Here is a 21,297-nt window from a genome sequence, read left to right as displayed (position 1 = left end):
TGATGAGGCAGAAGATGTGCGGACGCACAATCGAGGTGCGTCCGCCGGGACTACTCGAGGAATACGTATCGGGCGATATAGGGGCTGCGGCCGGTCTGGCCTTCCTGCTTGCAGGCCTCGGCGGGCGCCGCGCCGCCGTGGGTCGAAAGGCGCTGCACGTAGTGCACCTCGCTCAGGAGCCCCGGCTTGCCGGCGTCTGTTGCTTGCAGCAGCAGCATCGGAATCGCGTCGGCGTCGTCGGGATTGGCGGCGTGCTGCATCACCTTGCCGGTGATCTTGCTGCCGTCCATCGCCTCCCACGACGGACCCGCGCCGTGCTTGACGGCGAGCTTGCCGGAGGCGTCGTAGAGATCGGCCTGCGGGGCCTGGAAGGTCCAGGCAAGCTGATTGTTGGCATCGCGCTTGCAAACGTAGACCTGCGCGCCCGACGCCGTGAGCGACGCCACCACGCGCGGCGCGCCGGGTGGCTGAAGCTCCGCCGGCACCGGCGTCTGGGCGTTCGCGGGCAAAGCGGCGAACCCGCCGGAAATCGCGATCGCAAGCGCGCTGCCTGCCAACCGCCGAACCGCGCGGCCGACCGTGCGAAGCATGTGTGACATGCGCGTTCTCCCATTGAATGAGCGTGCCAATCATACATATAACCATTGACCGGCGAGCACGCCACGAAGCCAATGCAAAACACAACTCGAAAATGGCGGAAACATCGCTAAGCAATTCTTTGCCGGCGCCAATAATGAGCGCATGATCGAAATCGTCCGCTCAGCTCGAAAAGGGACTCAATCGGGCAAACACGCGATTGAATCCGCGCCACGGATACGAGGATTGCTGTTGCCGGGCCAAAGCGGCAGCAGCCCGCTACTTTGCCGAAGATGGAGGAACGCATATGCAATGGACGACGCCTAGCTATACCGATATCCGTCTTGGTTTCGAAATCACGATGTATATCGCCACGCGCTAGCAGCGCGCGCCAATGGTTGCACTCGATTGCACTCGCCACAGGCAATCGAGAGGATGTTCACGATACCGGCTACTGAGCGCCCCCAGACCTGTCGCTGCGTGACAGGCCCCCCCGAGGGGGTCAATCCCACAAGGGGACTTCCTTCGGGGCGGAAAACTTGGGGCGGCCCGGCGTTTTCTTGAGAGGGGCGCTCCCTGGCGCCGTACTGCATGAAGATCAAGGTCCTCGGCTCATCTGCCGGAGGCGGTTTTCCGCAATGGAACTGCAACTGCCGCAACTGCGACGGCGTCCGGCGCGGCACGGTCAAGGCCGTTCGCCGCACGCAATCGTCGCTGGCCGTCAGCGCGAACGGCGCCGGCTGGCTGCTCGTCAACGCCTCGCCCGACGTCCTCGCGCAAATCGCGGCCAACCCGGAATTGCAGCCGGCCCGCCGGATACGCGACACGGGCATCGCGGCGATCCTGGCGGTCGACGCGCAAATCGATCACGTCACCGGGCTCCTGATGCTGCGGGAGCACGCCACGCCGTTGTCGCTCTACACGACGGACGCCGTTTGGGAAGACCTGTGCACGGGCTTCCCGATCGGCCCGCTGCTGTTCGACTACTGCGGCTTCGAGCGCCACGCGATCATCTTCGACGGCGGCCCGCTGGAACTCGACGCGCTGCCCGGCGTGCAAATCGACGCCGTGCCGCTCACCAGCAAGGCGCCGCCCTACTCGCCACATCGCACCACGCCCCGTCCCGGCGACACCATCGGGGTCGTCTTCACGAATCGCGAATCGGGCAAGCGTGCGTTCTACGCGCCGGGAATCGGCGCCATCGAGCCTCGCATGCTGGAAGCGATGCGAAGCGCAGACCTCCTGCTCGTCGACGGCACGATGTGGACCGACGACGAGATGATCCGCCTCGGCATTTCAGGCCGGCGCGCGGCGGACATGGGCCATCTGCCTCAAAGCGGCGCGGGCGGCATGATCGAGGTGCTGGACTCGATCGGCCGCGCCGGCGTGCGCAAAGTGCTGGTCCATATCAACAACACGAATCCGATTCTCGTCGACGACGGCCCCGAGCGCCGCGTCTTGTCGGAGCACGGCATCGAAGTCGCCTATGACGGGATGGCATTCGAGCTATGAGCGCGCCAGCGAATGCCGCGACACCGTGGACGCGCGACGAGTTCGAAGCGCAATTGCGCTCCAAAGGGACGGGCTATCACATCCACCATCCGTTCAACGCGAAGATGACGAGCGGCGGCTGCTCGCGCGAGCAGATCCGCGGCTGGGTCGCCAACCGCTTCTACTATCAGATCAATCTGCCGCTCAAGGACGCGGCGATCCTGTCGAACTGCCCCGACCGCGAGACGCGCCGCCGCTGGGTGCAGCGCATCCTCGATCACGACGGCTACGGCGGCAACGAAGGCGGAATCGATGCATGGGAGCGGCTTGCCGACGCGGTGGGCCTGCCGCGGGACACGCTGCATTCGCTCGAGCTCGTCACGCCGGGCGTGCGCTTCGCCGTCGACGCCTATGTGAATTTCGCGCGCCGCGCGCCGTGGCAGGAGGCGGTCTGTTCGTCGTTGACCGAGATGTTCGCTCCGCAGATCCATCGCGACCGGCTCGCGACGTGGCCCGAGCACTATCCATGGATCGAATCCGCGGGCCTCGCCTATTTCCGCGCGCGCGTAGCGCTCGCGCAGCGTGACGTGGAGCACGGCCTGGAAGTGACGCTTGCCTGGTTCACGCAGCGCGGCCAGCAGGAACGCGCGCTCGAGATCCTGCAGTTCAAGCTCGACATCCTGTGGACGATGCTCGATTCGATCGAAAAGGCGTTTCCATCATGAGCGAAACGGATTCGACGGCCCCCTCGTCCGACGCCGCGCGGCTTGCGATCCGGCCGCTGTTCCGCCTGCAATGGGAGCCGGCGCAAGACGCGCACGTGCTGCTCTATCCCGAGGGCATGGTGAAGCTGAATCAGAGCGCGGCGGAGATCCTGAAGCGCTGCGACGGCACGCGCGATCTCGACACGCTGATCGCCGATCTCGAGCATGCGTTCGACACGACGGGCATCGGCGAGGAGGTCCGCACGTTTGTCGCCGACGCTTTGAGACACGGCTGGCTGGAGCGGCGCGCATGAGCGGCATTTCCATGCCGCCGGCGACCGTCTCGCCGCCGCTATGGCTGCTCGCAGAGCTGACCTACCGTTGCCCTTTGCATTGCGTGTTCTGCTATAACCCGCTCGATTACGCAGAGCATCGCCGAGAGCTGGAGCTGGATACCGATGAATGGATCGATGTGCTCAAGCAAGCACGCGCGCTCGGCGCCGCGCAACTGGGTTTCTCGGGCGGCGAGCCGCTCGTGCGCGACGACCTTGAAACGCTGGTCGGCGAGGCTCGGACGCTCGGTTTCTATACGAACCTGATCACCTCCGGTGTCGGGCTGAGCGACGAGCGCCTCGATCGCCTGAAAGCAGCCGGCCTCGATCACATCCAGCTGTCGTTCCAGGATTCGACGCAAGCGCTGAACGACTTCCTGAGCAGCACGCGCACCTTCGAACTCAAGAAACGCACTGCGGCGTCGATCAAGCAGCATGGCTTCCCGATGGTGATGAACTGTGTGCTGCACCGCTATAACCTGCCGCACGTCGCGAAGATCATCGACATGGCGCTGGCCATGGGCGCGGAATATCTGGAACTTGCGAATACGCAGTACTACGGCTGGGCGCATGCGAACCGCGCCCAGCTGCTGCCAACACGCGAGCAGGTGGCCGTTGCTCAGGCGGTGGTCGAACGCTATCGCGACACGATCGGCGACGCGTGCAAGATCTTCTTCGTCGTGCCCGACTACTTCGAACGCCGCCCGAAGCGCTGCATGAACGGCTGGGGCGCTGTGTTTCTCGGCATCGCGCCGGACGGCGCGGCGCTTCCCTGCCACGCCGCGCGCGGCCTGCCGGGGCTGACGTTTCCCAGCGTGAAGACGTCGACGCTGCGCGAGATCTGGTACGACAGCGCGGCGTTCAATCGCTTTCGCGGCTTCGACTGGATGAAAGAACCTTGCCGCAGTTGCGACGAGAAAGCACGTGATCTCGGAGGGTGCCGCTGCCAGGCGTACTTGCTGACGGGCGACCCTGCCGACGCCGACCCCGTCTGCGACAAGTCGCCGAGGCACGGCGAGGTCGTCGATGTGGTGCGCCTTGCGGCGGTCGCCGCAGGCGCGGTTCACGAGCAACCGATCCTGTTTCGCAACGACGCCAACTCGCAAACGCTTGCCACATCGCACGCCAAAGCGACACAAAAATAACCTGCGCGCGCCCGCCGCGGGGCGTGTGGCTGGGGATGCGGTATGCGTGGCGGTAGCGAAGACGATCAATCTCCGTTCGCCAACGGTCCCGCCCCTCACCGCTGCTCGCTAAGCGGTCTTTCAAACGACGTCGCCCCCCAAGCCGCCACCGTATCGCTGACCCACGCCGGGTCGTCATGCGGCAGATCGTGCCCCGCCCACGGATGCTCGACATGCGCCGCCTGCCACGCGGCAGCCAGCTTCTTCGAGCAAACCGGATCGACCAGCTTGTCCTCGCGCGACGACAGCACGAGCGTCGGACAACGCGGCGCGGCAGGCGCCGCCTGAAAACGCGCCGCCGCCCAAAGCTGACGCAACGCATTCGCACGGCTCACGGGCGCGCTGCGATAGATTTCGGCCCACGCGGCCAAATCCGCCTCGCGCGTGTCGAGCCGATTGCAGGTCAGCTTGTGAATCGCAGCCTCGGCATCTTTCCGCTCGCGCCAGCGCAGCGCCGCGCACATCAGCTCCGGCCACGCGCTCGGACGCAGCCGCTCGGCCGGCCCGGAAAACGGCCGCATGCTCGTATTGATGAGCGCAAGACATTCGATGTCCTTGGGCGCGCGCTGCGCCCAGGCCGCCGCGACCATCGCGCCCAGCGACATCGCGATCACCCGGTAAGGCGGCGCATGCCCGAGACGCGCGATGTCCGCGCTGACGAAATCGACCATCTCCGGCACGCTCGCCGGCGCGCGTACGCGCGCATGCGCGCCGTTGCCCGGCAAATCGGCGAGCACGACTTCCCCTTCGATGCCGCTCGCGAGCAGCTTGTCGGGCAGTGCCGCCCAGTGGCGCGCTTCGCGGGTGAGTCCGCGCAAGAGAATCCAGGTCGTCATGCGTGGCGGGCCCGGTACCAGTGATCGGTGGCGCGCTGCAGCAATTGATGGCGCGCCGCGCCTTGCGGCAGCCAGCGCGGCGCGGCGAACGCGGCGCGGGCGAGGAAATCGAGCAGGTTCACGTGCCGGCGCAGCACGCGCTCGGTGCGGTGCGCCTTGATCGGATTGAACATGCCTTCGCGCTTGAAGATCTGCATCGGGTTCTTCTTGATCCACAGCCAGGAGCCGAGCTCGAGCGTCATCGGCAGGAAGATATTCGGCGCCTTCGTACGGTCATACGCGCAATCCCACAGGTCCCCATGCGCGAGATATTGATGGCTTTGCGGCTCGAACGCGTAGCCGTGATGCGGATGGGCGCTTTCGAACATGGTCTTCAGCGCGAACATTTCCGGAAGGTGCGCCATGTGCTTTTTCGATTTCGCGTAGGGAAACCAGATGCTGTCGCGAAAGCCGTAGCCCGAGTGGCAATCGAGCGCCAAGCTGAGCGGCCGCGACATCAATTCGTCTTCGACCACGCGCAGGAGCGTCGCGGACTCCATCTCCATCGGCGCGCCGCTTCTGCCGCGATACCACGGCAGCCACGGCCCGATGCGCTGGCCGCCGGCGAGAAACGGCACGCGCCCTTCCGCGTTCTGCGGCGCGTTGCGCATCAGGTCGACGCCGTTGGGGTTGGCGCGCGTCATGGCCCACATGCCGCCGGGATTGACGATCGGCATGAAGACGAGGCGGACCGCCTGCAACTGGTTGTGCAGCAGCTCGTCCCATTCGAGCCGGCAGAGCAGCGAGCGCATGTAGTCGAGCAGCAATTGCGTGCCGATGCGCTCCAGGCCGTGGATGCCGCCGAAAAAACCGATGGCCGGCGCCTGCGGATCGTTCGACCCGATCGTCGCGACATATACCGGGAAGGTCTGTCCTCGCGCCTGCGTCTCGCAGACGACGCGCATCGAAAAGCGCGTCGCGCCCGCGTCGAGAATCGCCTTGAGGTCTTCGTACTCGGCGAAGGTCGTCTCGGGCACGTGGGTCAGGACGGTAGTCATCGCGAAAGCCCGAGTCGGTGGGAATGGGCGCCGCTGGCGCCACGCAAGGCCTAAACAATATAGACGGTTTATTGTAGCAGCGGCGTTTCGCCGCACCTTCTTTTTTGTGAGACGGCGGCAACAGTTTCAGATGTCTTTTTGCGGTATTCGCGAACCGTTTTTTAAAAGCCCGCCGAAGATTCCTCATAACATATAGTCGTCTAGACGTTGAGATAGCTTCACCGAACCGTCATAGTCGCTTCTTAGAATGCCCTCACTCAACGCAGCGCTCGAGGCGCCGGGGAATTCATGGACGCGATCCGCATCGAACGCATCAGCAAGACGTTCGCCAACGGCCGCCAAGCGCTCGACGAAATCGGGCTGCGCATCGAACCGGGCGAGATGGTGGCGCTGATCGGAGCGTCCGGCTCCGGCAAGTCGACGCTCCTGCGCCACATCGCCGGCTTCACCGGGGGCGACCCGCAGCCCTCGCATATCGACATCCTCGGCCGGCCGATCCAGCGCAACGGGCGGATCGCGCGCGAAGTGCGCAGCATCCGGCGCGACATCGGCGTCGTGTTCCAGCAGTTCAATCTCGTCAACCGCCTCTCCGTGCAAACCAACGTGCTGATCGGCGCGCTGGCGCGCATGCCGCTCTGGCGTCGCTTGAGCGGCGTGTTTTCGCGCGCCGAGCGCGAGGGCTCGCGCGCGGCCCTCGCCGAAGTCGGCATCGCCGAGCACGCGCGCGCAATCTCTCCGGCGGACAACAGCAGCGCGCCGCACTGGCGCGCGCGCTCGTGCAGCACGCGAAGATCATCCTCGCCGACGAACCCATCGCCTCGCTCGACCCGGAATCGGCGCGCAATTTCTTCGTCAACTACGGCAATACGGATCCGCACGAGAAAGCGGTGATGGCGAACATCACGGGCTATAGCGGCTTCGATGCCTCGTCGAACGCGCAGCGCGTGCCGATCCGCCAGATCGCGCTGTTCCAGCAGAAAGAGAAGATCGAGGCCGACACGCACCTCTCCGACGCCGACAAGAAAACGCAGCTCGCCGCACTCGAGCAGCAGATGAACGCCTTGACCGCATCGGCCGGCGCGAAGCCATGAGAGCCGCCGATCTCGCGCCCGCGCGCGGCGCCGCCGCCGCGGCGGTGATGCTGATGGTCATCGTCGTCGTGACGCTGCTCGATTTGGCGTCGGCTTGGTTGAGGGAGCGGGTGATTTGAGGCCCGGCTGGCGACTTTCAAAACGCTGAAAATCGGTAAAATGTAGCGAACTTTATCGATCAACCAACGACGATTCAAAACTCGCTGGAGAAGCGCCATGACCAAGCCATCCGCCGCCCTGCAGGCACATCGCGCCGATATTCGCCGTATCGTCGCGGCCAATCATGCGGTGAACGCTAGGGTTTTCGGATCGGTCGCGCGCGGCGAGGACCATGACGACAGCGATCTCGACGTGCTAGTCGATGCACTGCCCGGCGCAACACTGCTCGATCTCGGTGCGATTCAGGTCGAATTGGAAGAAATATTGGGCGTATCCGTCGATGTGTTGACGCCGCAGGATCTGCCACAGAAATTTCGCGGCGAAGTGCTGGCCGAGGCGGTCCCGGTATGAATGCGAAACAACGCCGGCTGCGGCTTGGGGATTACCTCGAACATATGCGCGAAGCGGCCGCGCTTGCGCGCAGCTATGTCGACGGTCTGAACTTCGCTGCATTCCAAGGCAGCAGGATGACGCAGCAAGCGGTGATCTTGAACCTGATCGTCATCGGGGAAGCCGCCGTCCAAATTGAAACCGAGCATCCCGAGTTCGCCGCATTGCACAGCGACGTGCCATGGAAAAAGCTGCGCGGTATGCGCAATCGCATGACGCACGGGTATTTCGACACAAACCTCGAAGTCGTTTGGGATACGGTGAAGTCTTACGTGCCAGAACTCGAACGCCAACTTGCGGCTTGCAAAGTACCGAACGCGGAATAACGCGGCTCGGAGCGTAGACCATAGCGCCTGTCTAGCGCGACTACGCCCCCCGCCCCAACATCTCATCAATCGCCCCCGCCAGCAACCCGAACGCTGGCGCGATCTCCTCATCCGGCACGCACGCATAGCCGATCAGCAAGCCAGGCGCCGCCCGCGCCGCGTCCGCGTAGTACCCCGACAGCGGCCGCACCACGATATTGCGCTCGAGCGCGGCGGCGGCCACTTTGCGATCGTCCGCCTCACGAGGCAATTGCGGCAGTTGCAGCACGAGATGCAGCCCCGCGTCGCCGCCGACCGTCGGCAATGCATCGCCGTAGCGCCGCGCGACCGCATCGAGCAGCGTCTGCCTGCGCTGCCCGTAGAGCGTGCGCATCTTGCGGATATGCGACGTGAAGTGCCCCTCCGCGATGAACTCGGCCAGCACCGCCTGCTGCACTAGCTGCCCTTCGCGATACAGCTCGGCGCTCGCGGTCGCAAAGCTCTCGGCCAGCGCCTCGGGCACCACGAGATACCCCACGCGCAAGCCCGGAAACAGCGTCTTGCTGAAGCTGCCGACATAGATCACCTGCCCCGCCGTATCGAGCCCCTGCAGCGACGCGAGCGGCCGGCTGCCGTAGCGGAACTCGCTGTCGTAGTCGTCCTCGATGATCCAGCATTGGTGCTGTCGCGCGTATTCGAGCAGCATGCGGCGCCGCGCGAGGGTCATCACCATGCCGAGCGGATACTGGTGCGACGGTGTGACGAGCATCAGCTTCGGCGGATTCGCGAGATCGTCGGGCGACGGCGCGATCCCCTCGGCATCGACGCCGATCGGCCGGGAGCGCAGGCCCGAGACGTGCAGCACGCTGCGCACACCCCAATAGCAAGGGTCTTCGGTCCAGATGACGTCGCCGGGATCGGACAGCAGGCGCACCGCCAGGTCGACGGACTGGTGGATGCCGGTCGTGATGATGATCTGCTCCGGCGTGCAGCGCACCGAGCGCGACGTGCGCAGGTAATCGGCAAGCGCATGGCGCAGCAATGCGAGGCCGCCGCCCGGCGCATAGGTCAGGAGCTCCGGGCGCAGCCGCCGCCAGTATTTGCTGCTGATGCGGTTCCACACTTGCGCCGGAAAACGCGACACGTCGGGCACGCCAGGCATGAACGCGCCCATCTGTCGCTTCGACACGCCCGAGCCCGCGACCAGACGCGCGCCGCGCACCGACAGCGCCTGGGCCGTGGGAGCCGGCGGCTGCGCCGGCGCCTCGGGCGCCTCGACGATCTCGTCGGGCGCGCTGTCGGCGACGAACGTCCCGCGCCCGGTCGTCGACGTCACGTAGCCTTCGAGCACCAACTGCTCATAGACCTGCGTCACCGTATTGCGCGCAATGCCCAGCTCGTTCGCCAGGAGCCGCGACGACGGCACCTTGGTCCCCGCCGGCAGCTCGCGCGACAGAATCGCCTGCTGCAGCAGCCGATGCAGCTGCCGGTAGACCGGCTGCCCGTTGCCGCGGTCGAGCCGCTGCGCGAGCCAGTCCGACAATACGCTCGCGCGCATAAATTGGCTCCTACATTTTAATTAAAATGGCTCTAAGAATTGGAGCCAAACCTGATTATAGTCGTCGCATCAGACGAGCCCGTGCGTACGGATAAACGCTGCCCGGCTCCCACTCAACCCAACGCGAGGAGAACGCCCAATGACCACCAATTCCGAACTCCAGGCACGCAAGGACGCCGCCACCCCGCGCGGCGTCGGCGTGATGTGCAACTTCTACGCGGCGCGCGCCGAGAATGCGGAACTGTGGGACATCGAGGGCCGCCGCTTCATCGATTTCGCGGCGGGCATCGCCGTGGTCAACACGGGCCATCGCCATCCGAAGATCGTCGCCGCGATCCGCGAGCAGCTCGACCGCTTCACGCACACCGCCTATCAGATCGTGCCGTACGAGTCGTACGTCACGCTGGCCGAGAAGATCAACCAGCGCGCGCCCGGCAGCCATCCGAAGAAGACCGCCTTTTTCACCACGGGCGCCGAGGCCGTCGAGAATGCGGTCAAGATCGCCCGCGCGGCGACCGGCCGTCCCGGCGTGATCGCGTTCTCGGGCGGCTTCCACGGCCGCACGATGATGGGCATGGCGCTCACCGGCAAGGTCGCGCCCTACAAGCTCGGCTTCGGCCCGTTCCCCTCGGACGTGTTCCATGCGCCGTTCCCGAACCCGCTGCACGGCGTATCGACGGCCGATTCGCTGCGCGCGCTCGAAACGCTGTTCAAGGCCGACATCGATCCGAAACGCATCGCCGCGATCATCTTCGAGCCGGTGCAGGGCGAAGGCGGTTTCTATCCCGCGCCGGCCGACTTCGTGCGCGGTCTGCGCAAGATCTGCGACGAGCACGGCATCCTGCTGATCGCCGACGAAGTGCAGACCGGCTTCGCGCGCACCGGCAAGCTGTTCGCGATGCAGCACTACGACGTGGCGCCCGACCTGATGACGATCGCCAAGAGCCTCGCGGGCGGCATGCCGCTGTCGGGCGTGGTCGGCCGCGCCGACGTCATGGACGCCGCTGCGCCCGGCGGCCTCGGCGGCACCTACGCGGGCAACCCGCTCGCGGTGGCGGCGGCGCACGCGGTGCTCGACGTGATCGAGAGCGAGAACCTATGCGAGCGCGCCACGCAGCTCGGCGACAAGCTGAAGGCCAAGCTCGCCGCGCTGCAGGCCGAGGTGCCGCAGATCGCCGACGTGCGCGGCCCGGGCGCGATGGTCGCCGTCGAGTTCCTCAAAGCCGGCACGCGCGAGCCGGATGCCGAATTCACGAAGAAAGTGCAGGCGCGCGCGCTCGAGCGCGGGCTGCTGCTGCTCGTGTGCGGCGTCTATAGCAACGTCGTGCGCTTCCTGTTTCCTCTCACCATTCAGGACGCCGTGTTCGACGAAGCGCTCGGCCTGCTCGAAGAGGTGTTGAAGGAAAGCGTCGGCGTCAGCGCTTAAGCCGTTTAATGGAGTCATCGTCATGCAAAACCTGGAACCGATCACCCTGAAAGACCCGGCGCTCCTGCGCACGCAGGCGTTCATCGCCGGCGAATGGCAGGGCGCCGCCGATGGCGCGACCTTCGAAGTCCGCAATCCCGCGACCGGCAACCTGCTCGGCACGGTGCCGAAGATGGGCGCGACGGAAACGCGCCACGCCATCGAGGCGGCGAACCGCGCCTGGAGCGCGTGGCGCAGGCAGACCGCGAAGCAGCGTTCGGTCGTGCTTCGCAAGTGGCACGACCTGATGCTCGAGAACGCCGACGATCTCGCGCTGATCCTCACGACCGAGCAAGGCAAGCCGCTCGCCGAAGCGAAGGGCGAGATCCTGTACGCGGCGTCGTTCCTCGAATGGTTCGCGGAGGAAGCGAAACGCGTCTACGGCGACACGATCCCGAGCCCCGCTTCCGACAAGCGCATCGTCGTCGTGAAAGAGCCGGTCGGCGTGTGCGCCGCGATCACGCCGTGGAATTTCCCTGCCGCGATGATCACGCGCAAGGTCGGCCCCGCGCTCGCGGCCGGCTGCCCGATCGTCGTGAAGCCCGCCGAAGCGACGCCGTTCTCGGCGCTTGCGCTCGCTGTGCTGGCCGAGCGCGCGGGCGTGCCGGCCGGCGTCTTCAGCGTCGTCACGGGCGACCCGAAGGCGATCGGCGCGGAGCTGACCGGCAATCCGGTCGTACGCAAGCTGTCGTTCACGGGCTCGACCGCGATCGGCCGCCTGCTGATGGCGCAGTGCGCGCCGACGGTCAAGAAGGTGTCGCTGGAGCTCGGCGGCAACGCGCCGTTCATCGTGTTCGACGATGCCGATCTCGACGCGGCAGTGGCCGGCGCGATCGCGTCGAAGTACCGCAACAGCGGACAGACCTGCGTCTGCACGAACCGCTTCTACGTGCACGAGAAGGTCTACGACGCGTTCGCCGAGAAGCTGCGCGCGGCCGTCGCGGGGCTGAAGGTCGGCCTCGGCACCGAAGCCGGCGTGACGCAAGGGCCGCTCATCAACGAAGCGGCCGTGCTGAAGGTCGAAGCGCATATCGAGGACGCGCTCGCGAAAGGCGCGCAGGTCGTCGCGGGCGGCAAGCGCCACGCGCTCGGCCACGGCTTTTTCGAGCCCACCGTGCTGACCGGCGTGACGCCTGCGATGAAGGTCGCAAAGGAAGAAACGTTCGGGCCGCTCGCGCCGCTCTTCAAGTTCGCGTCGGACGACGAAGTGGTGCGCCTCGCCAACGACACCGAGTTCGGCCTCGCCGCCTACTTCTACAGCCGCGACATCGGCCGCGTGTGGCGCGTGGCCGAAGCGCTCGAGTACGGCATGGTCGGGATCAACACCGGGCTCATCTCGAACGAAGTCGCGCCGTTCGGCGGCGTCAAGCAATCGGGGATCGGCCGCGAAGGATCGCACTATGGGATCGATGACTATGTCGTCGTCAAGTACATGTGCGTGGGGGAGGTTTGATGCGCTGAGCGCTTAAACCGCTCGCCGCCTCAAGCAAAACGGCAACGGTATCGAACCGTTGCCGTTTTCTTTTCAGTGCTTGCTGCTCAGTCCGAGGCACCCGCCTCGAATCGAAACCAATTCGTCAGCGCAGCACCGCTACAGACTTTACACACTGTTACCCTGCGCCACGCGATTGAAAACGCGGCTTTCCCTATACTTCACGCGCAGATCCGCAATTGGATCAACTTGCCGCAAATGAGCGGCGCTTCGATGCCGAGACCACCGATGACGCGCGTTTTCTTCACTAAAGCCAGCACCCTGATTCCTCTTGCCGCCGTCGGCGCAGCGCTTGCCTTGAGCGGCTGCGTGGCGCCGAATCCGTACGCGTCACAGCCGCAGTACGCTCAGCCTCAATACGCACAACCGCAATATGCGCAGCCGGCGTACACGCAAGCGCCCGAGCCGCAGCCGGCCTACGTGCAGCAACCGCCAGCGGCCTATCAACCGGCACCGGCATACGGCTACGCGCAGCAATACGGCGTGGTGACCGGCATCCAGCCGCTCAACAATGCGGCAAGCCCTGGGGGGGTGGCGGGAGGGGTGGTCGGCGCGGTGGTCGGAGGCGTGCTCGGCAACCAGATCGGGCGCGGGCACGGACGCGATGTCGCCACCGTGGTCGGCGCGCTGGGCGGAGCGGTGGCGGGCAATCAAATCGGCCAGCAAATGAGCGGCCCCGCCGGTTATCGCGTCTCGGTCCAGTTGAACGACGGCTCGATGCGCGCGTTCGACATGCCGAATCCCGGCGACCTGCATCCGGGCGACCGCGTGCGCATCGACGGCGATCAGATATCGCGATATTGACGGCCATGCACCGGCGCTTGCGTCATGCACTCAGCGCCGGTGCGGCTTAACGCTAAATCAGACGCGCTCGATCGCGATCGCAATCCCCTGCCCGACGCCGATGCACATCGTGCACAGCGCATAGCGCCCGTTGGTGCGCTGGAGCTGATAGCTCGCGGTCGTCACGAGCCGCGCGCCGCTCATGCCGAGCGGATGGCCCAGCGCGATCGCGCCGCCGTTCGGGTTCACGCGCGGATCGTCCTCGGCGACGCCGAGCATGCGCAGCACGGCGATCCCCTGCGATGCGAACGCTTCGTTCAGCTCGATCACGTCGAACTGGTCGATCGTCATGCCGAGGCGCGCCAGCAGCTTTTGCGTCGCCGGCGCCGGGCCGATGCCCATCACGCGCGGCGCCACGCCCGCCGTCGCCATGCCCAGCACGCGCGCGCGCGGCACGAGGCCGAAGCGCTTGGCGCTCTCTTCGTTCGCCAGCAGCAGCGCGGCGGCGCCGTCGTTGACGCCCGAGGCGTTGCCCGCCGTCACCGTGCCGTCCGGACGCACCACGCCCTTCAGCTTCGCGAGCGCTTCGAGACTCGTCTCGCGCGGATGCTCGTCCTGCGAAACCACGAGCGGATCGCCCTTCTTCTGCGCGATCGTCACGGGCACGATCTCCTGCCCGAGCGTGCCGTCGCGCTGCGCGCGCGCGGCCTTCTGCTGGCTGCGCAGCGCGAAGGCGTCCTGCGCCTCGCGGCTCACGCTGTAGTCCTGCGCAACGTTCTCGCCGGTTTCCGGCATCGAATCGACGCCGTATTGCTGCTTCATCAGCGGATTGACGAAGCGCCAGCCGATGGTCGTATCGTAGATGTCGGCCTGCCGAGAAAACGCTGTCGGCGCCTTGCCCATCACGAACGGCGCGCGGCTCATGCTTTCGACGCCGCCCGCCAGCATCAGCGCCGCCTCGCCCGACTTGATCGCGCGCGCGGCGATCCCGACCGCATCCATGCCCGAGCCGCACAGGCGGTTGACCGTCGAGCCCGGCACCGCCTGCGGCAGACCGGCCAAGAGCAGCGACATGCGCGCGACGTTGCGGTTGTCTTCGCCGGCCTGGTTCGCGCAGCCGTAGATCACGTCGTCGACGGCGGACCAGTCGACGTCCTTGTTGCGCTCCATCAGCGCTTTGAGCGGCACGGCGCCGAGATCGTCGGCGCGAACCGACGAAAGGGCACCCGCATAGCGGCCGATCGGCGTGCGGATGGCGTCGCACAGGAAGGCTTCGGTCATTTCGATGTCTCCAGAGTATTCAGAGTAAAGAGCGCACGTTGTTGCGTGTGCGGAGGGATTCCGGCGCAGCCCGTCGAGATTCGAGCGCGTGCCGGACCGGCATTGTCATTTGTTCTATATGCGAACTAAAGATCGCTAATCGAACTTTCTGAGCGATCTTAGAGGGTCGCCGGAGCCGCTGTCAAGCCAGACGATTGCCGCGGGCGCGCACCTCCAGGCCGCAAGGTTGGCGAAAAAGAGGCGTTGAGCTATCTTCACGGCTGCCACTTTCCGCCACGAGGCCATGAGCAAAGCCCCCCAAGCATCGCCGCCCGCGCCGGTCGCATCGGCCGGCATTCCCGCAGAAGCCGCCGAAAACGCCGCCGCCGATTCGCCCGACAAACCCGGCGATTCCTATGTCCAGTCGTTCGCGCGCGGCCTTGCGGTCATCCGCACGTTCAACGCCGGGCGCCCCGAGCAGACGCTGACGGACGTTGCCGCGGCCGCAGGTCTCACGCGCGCCGGCGCGCGCCGGATCCTGTTGACGCTGCAAACGCTCGGCTACGTCGAAGCGGAGGGGCGGCTGTTCCGGCTCACACCGAAGATACTCGACCTAGGCTTCGCGTACCTGACGTCGATGCCGTTCTGGAACCTGGCCGAGCCGATCATGGAGGAGTTGTCCGCGCAGGTGCACGAGAGCTGCTCGGCCGCCGTGCTCGACCGCACGGAGATCGTCTACGTGCTGCGGGTGCCGACGCACAAGATCATGACGATCAACCTGTCGATCGGCAGCCGGCTGCCGGCGTATTGCACGTCGATGGGCCGCATGCTGCTCTCCGCCTTGAGCGACGAAGAACTCGACGCCGCGCTCGACGCCAGCCCGATCAAGCAATACACACCGCGCACGATCACGGACAAGGACGAGCTGAAAAAAACCATCGCGCAGGTGCGCCGCCAGGGATGGTCGGTCGTCGATCAGGAGCTGGAGGCGGGGTTGATTTCGCTGTCGGCGCCGATCCGCAATCGCCAGGGGCGCGTGATCGCAGCGCTGAATATCAGCGGCAACGTGCAGCGCAATTCGGCGAAGCAGATGGTGAAGGCGTTTCTCGAGCCGCTGCAGCAGGCGGCGCAGACGGTGTCGGAACTGGTGGCGCGGCGGGGGTGAGGGACGTTTGTTCTAGGCAGCCGCCCGACGCTTTCGCGCCGCGACTTCGCGCCCTGTCCGCAATTCATGCCACACGAGTCGCGGTTCCCGCAATCGACCGCAGCACCCCGACAAACGCCTGCCCCGCCGCTTCAAGCGTCCCCGAGTTATCAATCGCAGTCACCCTCACGCCATCCGGCACCTGAAACGGCGCACGCCGGGCGAGGCGCGCCGCGATCTGCTCGGCCGTCTCGCGCGCCCGTGCGCCGAGACGCGCCGCCAGGACATGCGGCGCCGCATCGACATGAACAATCTGCGCGAGCGGATAGCGCGCCAGTACGTCGCGCAAGTACTGCCGCGACCCGTTGACCACCACCGCGCACCCGCGCGCGAGCCACGCATCGAGCTCGATGCCGATGCCGTAGCGCAGCTCGTGGCTCGCCCATTCGAGCGCGAACAAGCCAAGCTTCGAGCGGCCGGCGAATTCGTCCGCAGTCAACGCGATGTGGTTTTCTCCGTCGCCGGCCGGCCGCGTGATGTAGCGGTGCGCGAAGACGATCGGCTCGCCGGCGAGCACGTTGCGAGCGTAGGCGAGCAACGAGTCCTTGCCCACGCCGGACGGTCCCATCACATAGACGAGTCGGCCGTTCATCGCGTCATCCCGACAGCGTCACCCGCCATGAACGGCAGCCGCCGCCAAAGCACGAACGGCGCCCCCGGCGACGGCTCGACGAAGAGCGCCGCGCCGTCGACCGGCAGCGGCCCCAGCCGCGCCGCCTCGGCTTGCCAGTGAGCGGCGAGCGCATGGCGCTCGTCGTCGGCGGACAGCGAATCGGAAAGCGTCATGTGAAAGCGGAATTCGTCGAATACGTATGGATACCCCCACGCGAGCAGCAGCTCATGCTGCCGCTCGGTCAGCGGCGCGGCAAGGCGGCGCTCGATGTCGGCCTTCGACGGATGCGCCCGCAAGGCATCGAGCGTGAGCAACGCATCGGCTGCTAGCGCGCGCATGGTGTCGTCGCCCGACGCCGTGGCGGGACGCAGCGCGACGAAGCGGCTCAGAAGCGCAGCCTCGGCCGGCACCGCGAACGGAGTCTGGCGCTGCGCCCAATCGAGCGCACCAGCAAGGACATCGTCCGGCTGGATGCCGTCCGCCAACCTGAATGGCGCAACCAACGTGCCATGCCACCCGTAGCGGCGCGGCGCGACGGTGAGCGCGCCGATATCGCGGCGCAGCACGCCAAGCCGGGGCGGCGTGTGAGCCTCACCACTCTCGGGATCACGCCCAAGCCACGCACAGCCCGCATGCCACCACCCGGATTCGCGCGGCGGCGCGTAATAAACGGCAAAGCGCGCACCGGAGGGCCACTCCACAGCCACGGCTTCGGCTCGCTCCTCCGCCCGGACCTCGCCCGCCAGTGCTTGCGAGCACGCCGAAGCGGAAGCCCGCGCGCTCATGCGTCGTGCTCGATCATCAACTGCACGCGGTCAGCCGCGAAGTGCGTGATGCCGTACTTGACCGGCACGCCATCCATATCGACCTCCACGTTCTCGACCCACAGCACCGGCTGCTGCCGGTTGATGTTCAGCCGCCGCGCGACCTCGGGCTCCGGCAGCACGCTGCCGATGCGGCTCCACTTGCGCACATAGTCGCTCACGCCAAACTCTGCCAGCGCCATCGTGATGCTGTTGGTGCGCTCGAGCACGCCGGGCATGTCGGGAAAGCGCGCGGCCGGATACCAGTTGCGCGCAAACGTGAGCGGCACGCCATCCGACTCGTGCCGCGACTCGATCCTGTAGACGAAGGCGCCCGCACGAATCGCGAGCGCCTTTGCGACGTTCGCATCGGCCTTCACGCGCGCTGCCGAAATCATCGTGCCGCCGGGGGCGTGATTCTGTTTTTGCAGGTTTTCCGTGAAGCGCGTGCGGCGGCCGATCGAATAGTCGATCGCACCGGGCTGGACGAAGGTCCCGCGCCCTTGCTCGACGCTAACGAGACCCAGTGCGGCAAGGCCGAGCATCGCGCGGCGCACGGTATGGCGGTTCACGTCGAAGCGCTTCGCCAGCTCGCCCTCGCTCGGCAGCCGCCCTTCGGCGCCGAAACCGCTCGCCGCGATTTCTGCCGCGAGAATCTGCTCGATCTGCCGCCATACGGCGACGCCCGCCCCGCGCTCGACGATTGTTCCCGGCGATCCGCCATCGTTCAAGGGGTTCGATGCGTTCGATGTCATGGCGTTGTCATTCCCTTGGGTTCCAATTTCGTTTTGCGCATTGCATTGTAGTGCGGACGGCGTTATGGAAATGTGAAAATCACGCGGCACACCGGCACCCAAAAATTTTACCTCTAAACGTCTAGACGTTTAGACAAATAGAGGATGAAATGTCCGGACTTCAGCTCGCGTCGACAAGGAATGCCATGAGCGCAACCGAGGCCTTGCCCCTCCACTCCGGCCGGCGTGCATGGCTCGCCGTGCTTGCCCACGCGCCGCGCGCCGATCTGGAAGCGGCGCTCGCACACGCGTTCGAAGGTGCCGCGCTGCCAGCCTTCGAGTGGCTGCGCGCTCCCGAAATCGGGCTCGCGATGGTACGCGGCCGCATCGGCGGCACCGGCGACCCGTTCAATCTCGGCGAAGCCACCGTCACGCGCGCCACGCTACGGCTGACCGGCGTCACCAAGCAGTTCGGCGGCCGCAACGGCTGCGCCGGTGTCACGTTCGATCTCTATCCGGGCGAGGTACTGTGCATCGTCGGCGAATCGGACTCGGGCAAAACGACGCTGTCGAACACGCTCGCCTTGCGCACCGAGGCCGATAGCGGCGCGCTCGGCTACACGAACGCAAACGGCGAGACGATCGATCTCTTCTCGCTCGGCGAACCGCGCCGGCGTCTTCTGATGCGCACCGAATGGGGCTTCGTCCAGCAGAATTCGCGCGATGGTCTGCGCCTTGGCGTTTCCGCGGGCGCGAACATCGGCGAGCCGTTGATGGCCGTCGGCGCGCGCCACTACGGGCAGATCCGCGGCACCGCCGCGAAGTGGATGGCGCGCGTCGAGCTCGACCCCGCGCGCATCGACGAACTGCCCGCCGCGTTTTCCGGCGGCATGCAGCAGCGCCTGCAGATCGCACGCAATCTCGTCACGGGGCCGCGCCTCGTCTTCATGGACGAACCCACCGCCAGCCTCGACGTCTCGGTGCAAGCGCGCCTGCTCGACTTGCTGCGCACGCTCGCCGCCACGCTGCATCTCTCGGTGCTGATCGTCACGCACGACATCGGCGTCGCGCGGCTGCTCGCGCACCGTCTGATGGTGATGCAAGGCGGCAAGGTCGTCGAAGCGGGCCTCACGGATCAGGTGCTCGACGATCCGCAACATCCGTACACGCAGACGCTCGTCTCGTCTGTGCTTCCCGTCTGACGGACAAACCAGGGACCGGCGATGACGACCACCGATACCGCCGCCACCGGGCGCGCGTTCATCGACAACGACGCGCTGATGCTGCGCGCGCGGCACGTCAGCAAGCGCTTCACGCTGCATGCGCAAGGCGGCGCGAGCATCGTCGCGCTGACCGGCGTCTCGCTCGACGTCGAGCGCGGCGAATGCATCGTGCTCGCGGGCCCGTCGGGGGCAGGCAAGAGCACGTTCCTGCGCTGCCTGTACGGCAACTATCGCGCCACCGGCGGCGCGATCGCGATCCGCGACGACACGCGCGCCGAGCGCCACGTGCGCATCGACGGCGCCGAGCCGCACGACGTGATTGCGCTGCGCCGCTCGGTGGTGGGCTACGTGAGCCAGTTCCTGCGCGTGATCCCGCGCGTGCCGGCGCTCACGCTCGTCGCCGAGCCGCTGGTCTCGCGCGGCGTCGACGAGCTTGACGCGCGCGAGCGCGCCGCGGCGCTGCTCGCACGCCTGAACGTGCCGCGGCGCCTGTGGGAGCTTGCGCCCGCAACCTTCTCCGGCGGCGAGCAGCAGCGCGTGAACATCGCGCGGGGCCTGATCGCCGGGCATCCGCTCTTGCTGCTCGACGAGCCCACTGCTTCACTCGATGCACACAACCGGGATATCGTGGCGGAACTGATCGAGGAAGCGCGGCAGCGCGGCGCGGCGATCGTCGGCATCTTCCACGACGAGGCGACACGCGCGAACGTGGCGACGCGCCGGCTCGAATTGAGCGCGCCCGCCGCCGCGTTGCAGACGCATTGAAGCCATACCGAGCGAGAAACCCCAGGAGCCCGTCAATGCTGATCAAAAACGCTCGCATCGTGACGCGAGACGACGTATTCACCGGAGTCGTGCAAATCGAGGGCGGCAAGATCCGCGAGCTGGCGCACGGCACGACCTCGGTGTCCGCAGCCGATGATTGGGACGGCGACTATCTGTTGCCCGGCCTCATCGAATTGCACACCGACAACCTCGAAAAGCACCTGTCGCCGCGCCCCGGCGTGATCTGGAATACCGACGCCGCGTTCGTCATCCACGACGCGCAAGTCGCCGCGGCCGGCATCACCACCGTCTTCGACGCGCTCGCGATCGGCTCGATGAGCACCGCGAAGCTGCGCAGCCGCGACATCCAGACGGCCTGCGCGCAAGCACTGCAGCGCTTCTCCGAGCGCAAGCTGCTGCGCGCCGAGCACTTCCTGCATCTGCGCTGCGAAGTCGGCACGGCGGACGTCGTGGAGATCTTCGATTCGCTGTCGTCGCATCCGCTCTTGCGGCTCGCCTCGGTGATGGACCACACGCCGGGCCAGCGCCAGTGGCATGACAAGGAGCAATGGCGCCGCTACCACGAGCGCAACGGCAAATGGACCGACGAGCACATGGCCGTCAAGCTCGCGGAGCTGACCGGCGACCAGGCGCGCTTCGCCATCGCCCATCGTCACGAGATCGTCGCGCGCTGCAAGGCGCTTGGCCTGCCCGTGGCAAGCCACGACGACACCACCGTCGAACACGTCGAGGAAGCCGCCGCCGAGGGCGTCGCGATCTCCGAATTCCCGACCACGCAGGTAGCCGCGGCCGCCGCGCACCGGCTTGGCATCGCAACGGTGATGGGCGCGCCGAACATCGTGCGCGGCGGCTCGCATTCGGGCAACGTGTCGGCGCTCGAGCTGGCGCGCTCGGACCTGCTCGACATCCTCTCCTCCGACTATGTGCCCTCGAGCCTCCTTACCGCCGCTTTCGAGCTCGTCGACAAGGCCGGCTGGACGCTGCCGCGCGCGATCGGTACGGTCTCGGCCGAACCGGCGCGCGCCGCGGGCCTTCACGACCGCGGCGCGATCGAGCCTGGCCTGCGCGCCGACTTCCTGCGCGTCACGATGCACGACACGCTGCCGGTGCCGCGCGCGACGTATCGCGAGGGGCACCGGATCGTTTGACACTGCGCCCGGCGGGGCTTTTCGTTAGAGGTTGCGCTCGGTTGCCATCCGGTGTTCTACTAGCGGCGCCATATTTTTGGCTTGGTATGCTGTGCGCGCGTTGCCGGCCGCCCGGGCCGGCAG

General features: G+C 66.4%; 23 protein-coding genes and 1 pseudogene. 16 read left to right on the top strand and 8 right to left on the bottom strand.

Annotated features, from left to right (window positions below; translation table 11 throughout):
* Nucleotides 1-50 precede the first annotated feature (50 nt).
* Entirely contained in the window at nucleotides 51-599 is a 549-nt protein-coding gene (locus tag FAZ69_RS01595) for a DUF3455 domain-containing protein (RefSeq protein WP_240702060.1), read from the bottom strand.
* Between the two features lie 284 nt (nucleotides 600-883).
* On the opposite strand from FAZ69_RS01595, the gene pqqA reads away from it, so the two are divergent.
* The 5 genes from pqqA (at nucleotide 884) to pqqE (ending at nucleotide 4,248) form a co-directional block, all read left to right on the top strand.
* Nucleotides 884-958, top strand: coding sequence for a pyrroloquinoline quinone precursor peptide PqqA (gene pqqA / locus FAZ69_RS01590; protein ID WP_091012800.1), 75 nt, complete (start codon nucleotides 884-886; stop codon nucleotides 956-958).
* A gap of 209 nt (nucleotides 959-1,167) precedes the next feature.
* Nucleotides 1,168-2,088 carry a pyrroloquinoline quinone biosynthesis protein PqqB gene (pqqB, locus tag FAZ69_RS01585; protein ID WP_136892179.1) on the top strand — a complete coding sequence of 307 codons (921 nt, stop codon included), beginning with the start codon at nucleotides 1,168-1,170 and terminating at the stop codon, nucleotides 2,086-2,088.
* Nucleotides 2,085-2,792 carry a pyrroloquinoline-quinone synthase PqqC gene (gene pqqC / locus FAZ69_RS01580; RefSeq protein WP_136892178.1) on the top strand — a complete coding sequence of 236 codons (708 nt, stop codon included), beginning with the start codon at nucleotides 2,085-2,087 and terminating at the stop codon, nucleotides 2,790-2,792. Before pqqB ends, pqqC begins: the two co-directional genes overlap by 4 nt.
* Complete coding sequence (gene pqqD / locus FAZ69_RS01575; RefSeq protein WP_136892177.1) at nucleotides 2,789-3,085, top strand: pyrroloquinoline quinone biosynthesis peptide chaperone PqqD; 297 nt, start codon at nucleotides 2,789-2,791, stop codon at nucleotides 3,083-3,085. The genes pqqC and pqqD overlap by 4 nt, the downstream gene beginning before the upstream one ends.
* Entirely contained in the window at nucleotides 3,082-4,248 is a 1,167-nt protein-coding gene (gene pqqE, locus FAZ69_RS01570; protein ID WP_136892176.1) for a pyrroloquinoline quinone biosynthesis protein PqqE, read from the top strand. Before pqqD ends, pqqE begins: the two co-directional genes overlap by 4 nt.
* 95 nt (nucleotides 4,249-4,343) lie before the next feature.
* Here the strand turns inward: pqqE and FAZ69_RS01565 are convergent, their stop codons facing one another.
* Both FAZ69_RS01565 and FAZ69_RS01560 read right to left on the bottom strand, forming a co-directional pair.
* Nucleotides 4,344-5,123, bottom strand: coding sequence for an alpha/beta fold hydrolase (locus FAZ69_RS01565; RefSeq protein ID WP_136892175.1), 780 nt, complete (start codon nucleotides 5,121-5,123; stop codon nucleotides 4,344-4,346).
* Nucleotides 5,120-6,160, bottom strand: a complete 1,041-nt coding sequence (locus FAZ69_RS01560; RefSeq protein WP_136892174.1) for a M14 family zinc carboxypeptidase — start codon at nucleotides 6,158-6,160, stop codon at nucleotides 5,120-5,122. The genes FAZ69_RS01565 and FAZ69_RS01560 overlap by 4 nt, the downstream gene beginning before the upstream one ends.
* Nucleotides 6,161-6,448: 288 nt before the next feature.
* Here FAZ69_RS01560 and FAZ69_RS34305 point away from each other — a divergent pair.
* The 4 genes and pseudogenes from FAZ69_RS34305 to FAZ69_RS01540 all read left to right on the top strand — a co-directional run bounded on the left by FAZ69_RS34305 (nucleotide 6,449) and on the right by FAZ69_RS01540 (nucleotide 8,126).
* Nucleotides 6,449-7,251, top strand: a pseudogene (locus tag FAZ69_RS34305) (phosphonate ABC transporter ATP-binding protein).
* Nucleotides 7,248-7,370, top strand: a complete 123-nt coding sequence (locus FAZ69_RS34165; protein WP_255451490.1) for a hypothetical protein — start codon at nucleotides 7,248-7,250, stop codon at nucleotides 7,368-7,370. Before FAZ69_RS34305 ends, FAZ69_RS34165 begins: the two are co-directional and overlap by 4 nt.
* Before the next feature lie 97 nt (nucleotides 7,371-7,467).
* Entirely contained in the window at nucleotides 7,468-7,761 is a 294-nt protein-coding gene (locus tag FAZ69_RS01545) for a nucleotidyltransferase family protein (protein ID WP_136892173.1), read from the top strand.
* A complete protein-coding gene (locus FAZ69_RS01540) occupies nucleotides 7,758-8,126 on the top strand; it encodes a HepT-like ribonuclease domain-containing protein (protein ID WP_136892172.1) in 369 nt (122 codons plus the stop codon). Before FAZ69_RS01545 ends, FAZ69_RS01540 begins: the two co-directional genes overlap by 4 nt.
* A gap of 40 nt (nucleotides 8,127-8,166) precedes the next feature.
* Here FAZ69_RS01540 and pdxR read toward each other — a convergent pair whose 3' ends face one another.
* Nucleotides 8,167-9,663: a MocR-like pyridoxine biosynthesis transcription factor PdxR gene (gene pdxR, locus FAZ69_RS01535; protein ID WP_136892171.1), complete on the bottom strand. Its 1,497-nt coding sequence runs from the start codon at nucleotides 9,661-9,663 to the stop codon at nucleotides 8,167-8,169.
* A gap of 139 nt (nucleotides 9,664-9,802) precedes the next feature.
* Here pdxR and FAZ69_RS01530 point away from each other — a divergent pair, with 139 nt between their 5' ends.
* From FAZ69_RS01530 to FAZ69_RS01520, 3 genes are all read left to right on the top strand, one after another.
* Entirely contained in the window at nucleotides 9,803-11,089 is a 1,287-nt protein-coding gene (locus FAZ69_RS01530) for a 4-aminobutyrate--2-oxoglutarate transaminase (RefSeq protein WP_136892170.1), read from the top strand.
* A gap of 22 nt (nucleotides 11,090-11,111) precedes the next feature.
* Nucleotides 11,112-12,581, top strand: coding sequence for an NADP-dependent succinate-semialdehyde dehydrogenase (gene gabD, locus FAZ69_RS01525; RefSeq protein ID WP_136892169.1), 1,470 nt, complete (start codon nucleotides 11,112-11,114; stop codon nucleotides 12,579-12,581).
* A 237-nt stretch (nucleotides 12,582-12,818) separates the two neighbouring features.
* On the top strand, nucleotides 12,819-13,424 hold the full coding sequence (locus FAZ69_RS01520) for an outer membrane lipoprotein (RefSeq protein WP_439654732.1): 606 nt from the start codon (nucleotides 12,819-12,821) through the stop codon (nucleotides 13,422-13,424).
* A gap of 57 nt (nucleotides 13,425-13,481) precedes the next feature.
* Here FAZ69_RS01520 and pcaF read toward each other — a convergent pair whose 3' ends face one another.
* Nucleotides 13,482-14,684: a 3-oxoadipyl-CoA thiolase gene (gene pcaF, locus FAZ69_RS01515; RefSeq protein WP_136892167.1), complete on the bottom strand. Its 1,203-nt coding sequence runs from the start codon at nucleotides 14,682-14,684 to the stop codon at nucleotides 13,482-13,484.
* Between the two features lie 283 nt (nucleotides 14,685-14,967).
* On the opposite strand from pcaF, the gene FAZ69_RS01510 reads away from it, so the two are divergent.
* Nucleotides 14,968-15,828, top strand: a complete 861-nt coding sequence (locus FAZ69_RS01510) for an IclR family transcriptional regulator (protein ID WP_136892166.1) — start codon at nucleotides 14,968-14,970, stop codon at nucleotides 15,826-15,828.
* A 64-nt stretch (nucleotides 15,829-15,892) separates the two neighbouring features.
* Here FAZ69_RS01510 and phnN read toward each other — a convergent pair whose 3' ends face one another.
* From phnN to phnF, 3 genes are read right to left on the bottom strand one after another with little or no spacing between them, the layout of a single operon-like run.
* A complete protein-coding gene (gene phnN, locus FAZ69_RS01505; RefSeq protein WP_136892165.1) occupies nucleotides 15,893-16,459 on the bottom strand; it encodes a phosphonate metabolism protein/1,5-bisphosphokinase (PRPP-forming) PhnN in 567 nt (188 codons plus the stop codon).
* The gene (locus tag FAZ69_RS01500) at nucleotides 16,456-17,265 is read right to left on the bottom strand and encodes a DUF1045 domain-containing protein (RefSeq protein ID WP_136892164.1); all 810 of its coding nucleotides are present in this window, start codon (nucleotides 17,263-17,265) and stop codon (nucleotides 16,456-16,458) included. Before FAZ69_RS01500 ends, phnN begins: the two co-directional genes overlap by 4 nt.
* A complete protein-coding gene (phnF, locus tag FAZ69_RS01495; protein ID WP_136892163.1) occupies nucleotides 17,262-18,038 on the bottom strand; it encodes a phosphonate metabolism transcriptional regulator PhnF in 777 nt (258 codons plus the stop codon). The genes FAZ69_RS01500 and phnF overlap by 4 nt, the downstream gene beginning before the upstream one ends.
* Before the next feature lie 149 nt (nucleotides 18,039-18,187).
* Here phnF and phnK point away from each other — a divergent pair, with 149 nt between their 5' ends.
* Genes phnK through FAZ69_RS01480 form a run of 3 tightly spaced genes read left to right on the top strand, consistent with a single transcriptional unit; the run spans nucleotide 18,188 to nucleotide 21,174 of the window.
* Nucleotides 18,188-19,219 (top strand): phosphonate C-P lyase system protein PhnK, encoded by a 1,032-nt coding sequence (gene phnK / locus FAZ69_RS01490; RefSeq protein WP_369407715.1) that lies wholly within the window; start codon nucleotides 18,188-18,190, stop codon nucleotides 19,217-19,219.
* Between the two features lie 21 nt (nucleotides 19,220-19,240).
* Nucleotides 19,241-20,005 carry a phosphonate C-P lyase system protein PhnL gene (gene phnL / locus FAZ69_RS01485; protein ID WP_136892161.1) on the top strand — a complete coding sequence of 255 codons (765 nt, stop codon included), beginning with the start codon at nucleotides 19,241-19,243 and terminating at the stop codon, nucleotides 20,003-20,005.
* Between the two features lie 35 nt (nucleotides 20,006-20,040).
* Entirely contained in the window at nucleotides 20,041-21,174 is a 1,134-nt protein-coding gene (locus FAZ69_RS01480) for an alpha-D-ribose 1-methylphosphonate 5-triphosphate diphosphatase (RefSeq protein ID WP_136892160.1), read from the top strand.
* Nucleotides 21,175-21,297 lie beyond the last annotated feature (123 nt).

The organism is Trinickia terrae, from assembly GCF_005144415.1.
GTDB classification, from domain to species: Bacteria; Pseudomonadota; Gammaproteobacteria; order Burkholderiales; family Burkholderiaceae; genus Trinickia_A; species Trinickia_A terrae.
The sequence above is the reverse complement of the archived record's forward strand: the minus strand, read 5'-3'. Positions and strand labels throughout refer to the sequence as shown.

Bases quoted from the DNA above. Each gene is read 5' to 3' on its own strand.
- FAZ69_RS01595 (WP_240702060.1), bottom strand. From the start codon at position 599: ATGTCACACATGCTTCGCACGGTCGGCCGCGCGGTTCGGCGGTTGGCA.
- pqqB (WP_136892179.1), top strand. From the start codon at position 1,168: ATGAAGATCAAGGTCCTCGGCTCATCTGCCGGAGGCGGTTTTCCGCAA.
- pqqC (WP_136892178.1), top strand. From the start codon at position 2,085: ATGAGCGCGCCAGCGAATGCCGCGACACCGTGGACGCGCGACGAGTTC.
- pqqD (WP_136892177.1), top strand. From the start codon at position 2,789: ATGAGCGAAACGGATTCGACGGCCCCCTCGTCCGACGCCGCGCGGCTT.
- pqqE (WP_136892176.1), top strand. From the start codon at position 3,082: ATGAGCGGCATTTCCATGCCGCCGGCGACCGTCTCGCCGCCGCTATGG.
- FAZ69_RS01565 (WP_136892175.1), bottom strand. From the start codon at position 5,123: ATGACGACCTGGATTCTCTTGCGCGGACTCACCCGCGAAGCGCGCCAC.
- FAZ69_RS01560 (WP_136892174.1), bottom strand. From the start codon at position 6,160: ATGACTACCGTCCTGACCCACGTGCCCGAGACGACCTTCGCCGAGTAC.
- FAZ69_RS34165 (WP_255451490.1), top strand. From the start codon at position 7,248: ATGAGAGCCGCCGATCTCGCGCCCGCGCGCGGCGCCGCCGCCGCGGCG.
- FAZ69_RS01545 (WP_136892173.1), top strand. From the start codon at position 7,468: ATGACCAAGCCATCCGCCGCCCTGCAGGCACATCGCGCCGATATTCGC.
- FAZ69_RS01540 (WP_136892172.1), top strand. From the start codon at position 7,758: ATGAATGCGAAACAACGCCGGCTGCGGCTTGGGGATTACCTCGAACAT.
- pdxR (WP_136892171.1), bottom strand. From the start codon at position 9,663: ATGCGCGCGAGCGTATTGTCGGACTGGCTCGCGCAGCGGCTCGACCGC.
- FAZ69_RS01530 (WP_136892170.1), top strand. From the start codon at position 9,803: ATGACCACCAATTCCGAACTCCAGGCACGCAAGGACGCCGCCACCCCG.
- gabD (WP_136892169.1), top strand. From the start codon at position 11,112: ATGCAAAACCTGGAACCGATCACCCTGAAAGACCCGGCGCTCCTGCGC.
- FAZ69_RS01520 (WP_439654732.1), top strand. From the start codon at position 12,819: ATGAGCGGCGCTTCGATGCCGAGACCACCGATGACGCGCGTTTTCTTC.
- pcaF (WP_136892167.1), bottom strand. From the start codon at position 14,684: ATGACCGAAGCCTTCCTGTGCGACGCCATCCGCACGCCGATCGGCCGC.
- FAZ69_RS01510 (WP_136892166.1), top strand. From the start codon at position 14,968: ATGAGCAAAGCCCCCCAAGCATCGCCGCCCGCGCCGGTCGCATCGGCC.
- phnN (WP_136892165.1), bottom strand. From the start codon at position 16,459: ATGAACGGCCGACTCGTCTATGTGATGGGACCGTCCGGCGTGGGCAAG.
- FAZ69_RS01500 (WP_136892164.1), bottom strand. From the start codon at position 17,265: ATGAGCGCGCGGGCTTCCGCTTCGGCGTGCTCGCAAGCACTGGCGGGC.
- phnF (WP_136892163.1), bottom strand. From the start codon at position 18,038: ATGACATCGAACGCATCGAACCCCTTGAACGATGGCGGATCGCCGGGA.
- phnK (WP_369407715.1), top strand. From the start codon at position 18,188: ATGTCCGGACTTCAGCTCGCGTCGACAAGGAATGCCATGAGCGCAACC.
- phnL (WP_136892161.1), top strand. From the start codon at position 19,241: ATGACGACCACCGATACCGCCGCCACCGGGCGCGCGTTCATCGACAAC.
- FAZ69_RS01480 (WP_136892160.1), top strand. From the start codon at position 20,041: ATGCTGATCAAAAACGCTCGCATCGTGACGCGAGACGACGTATTCACC.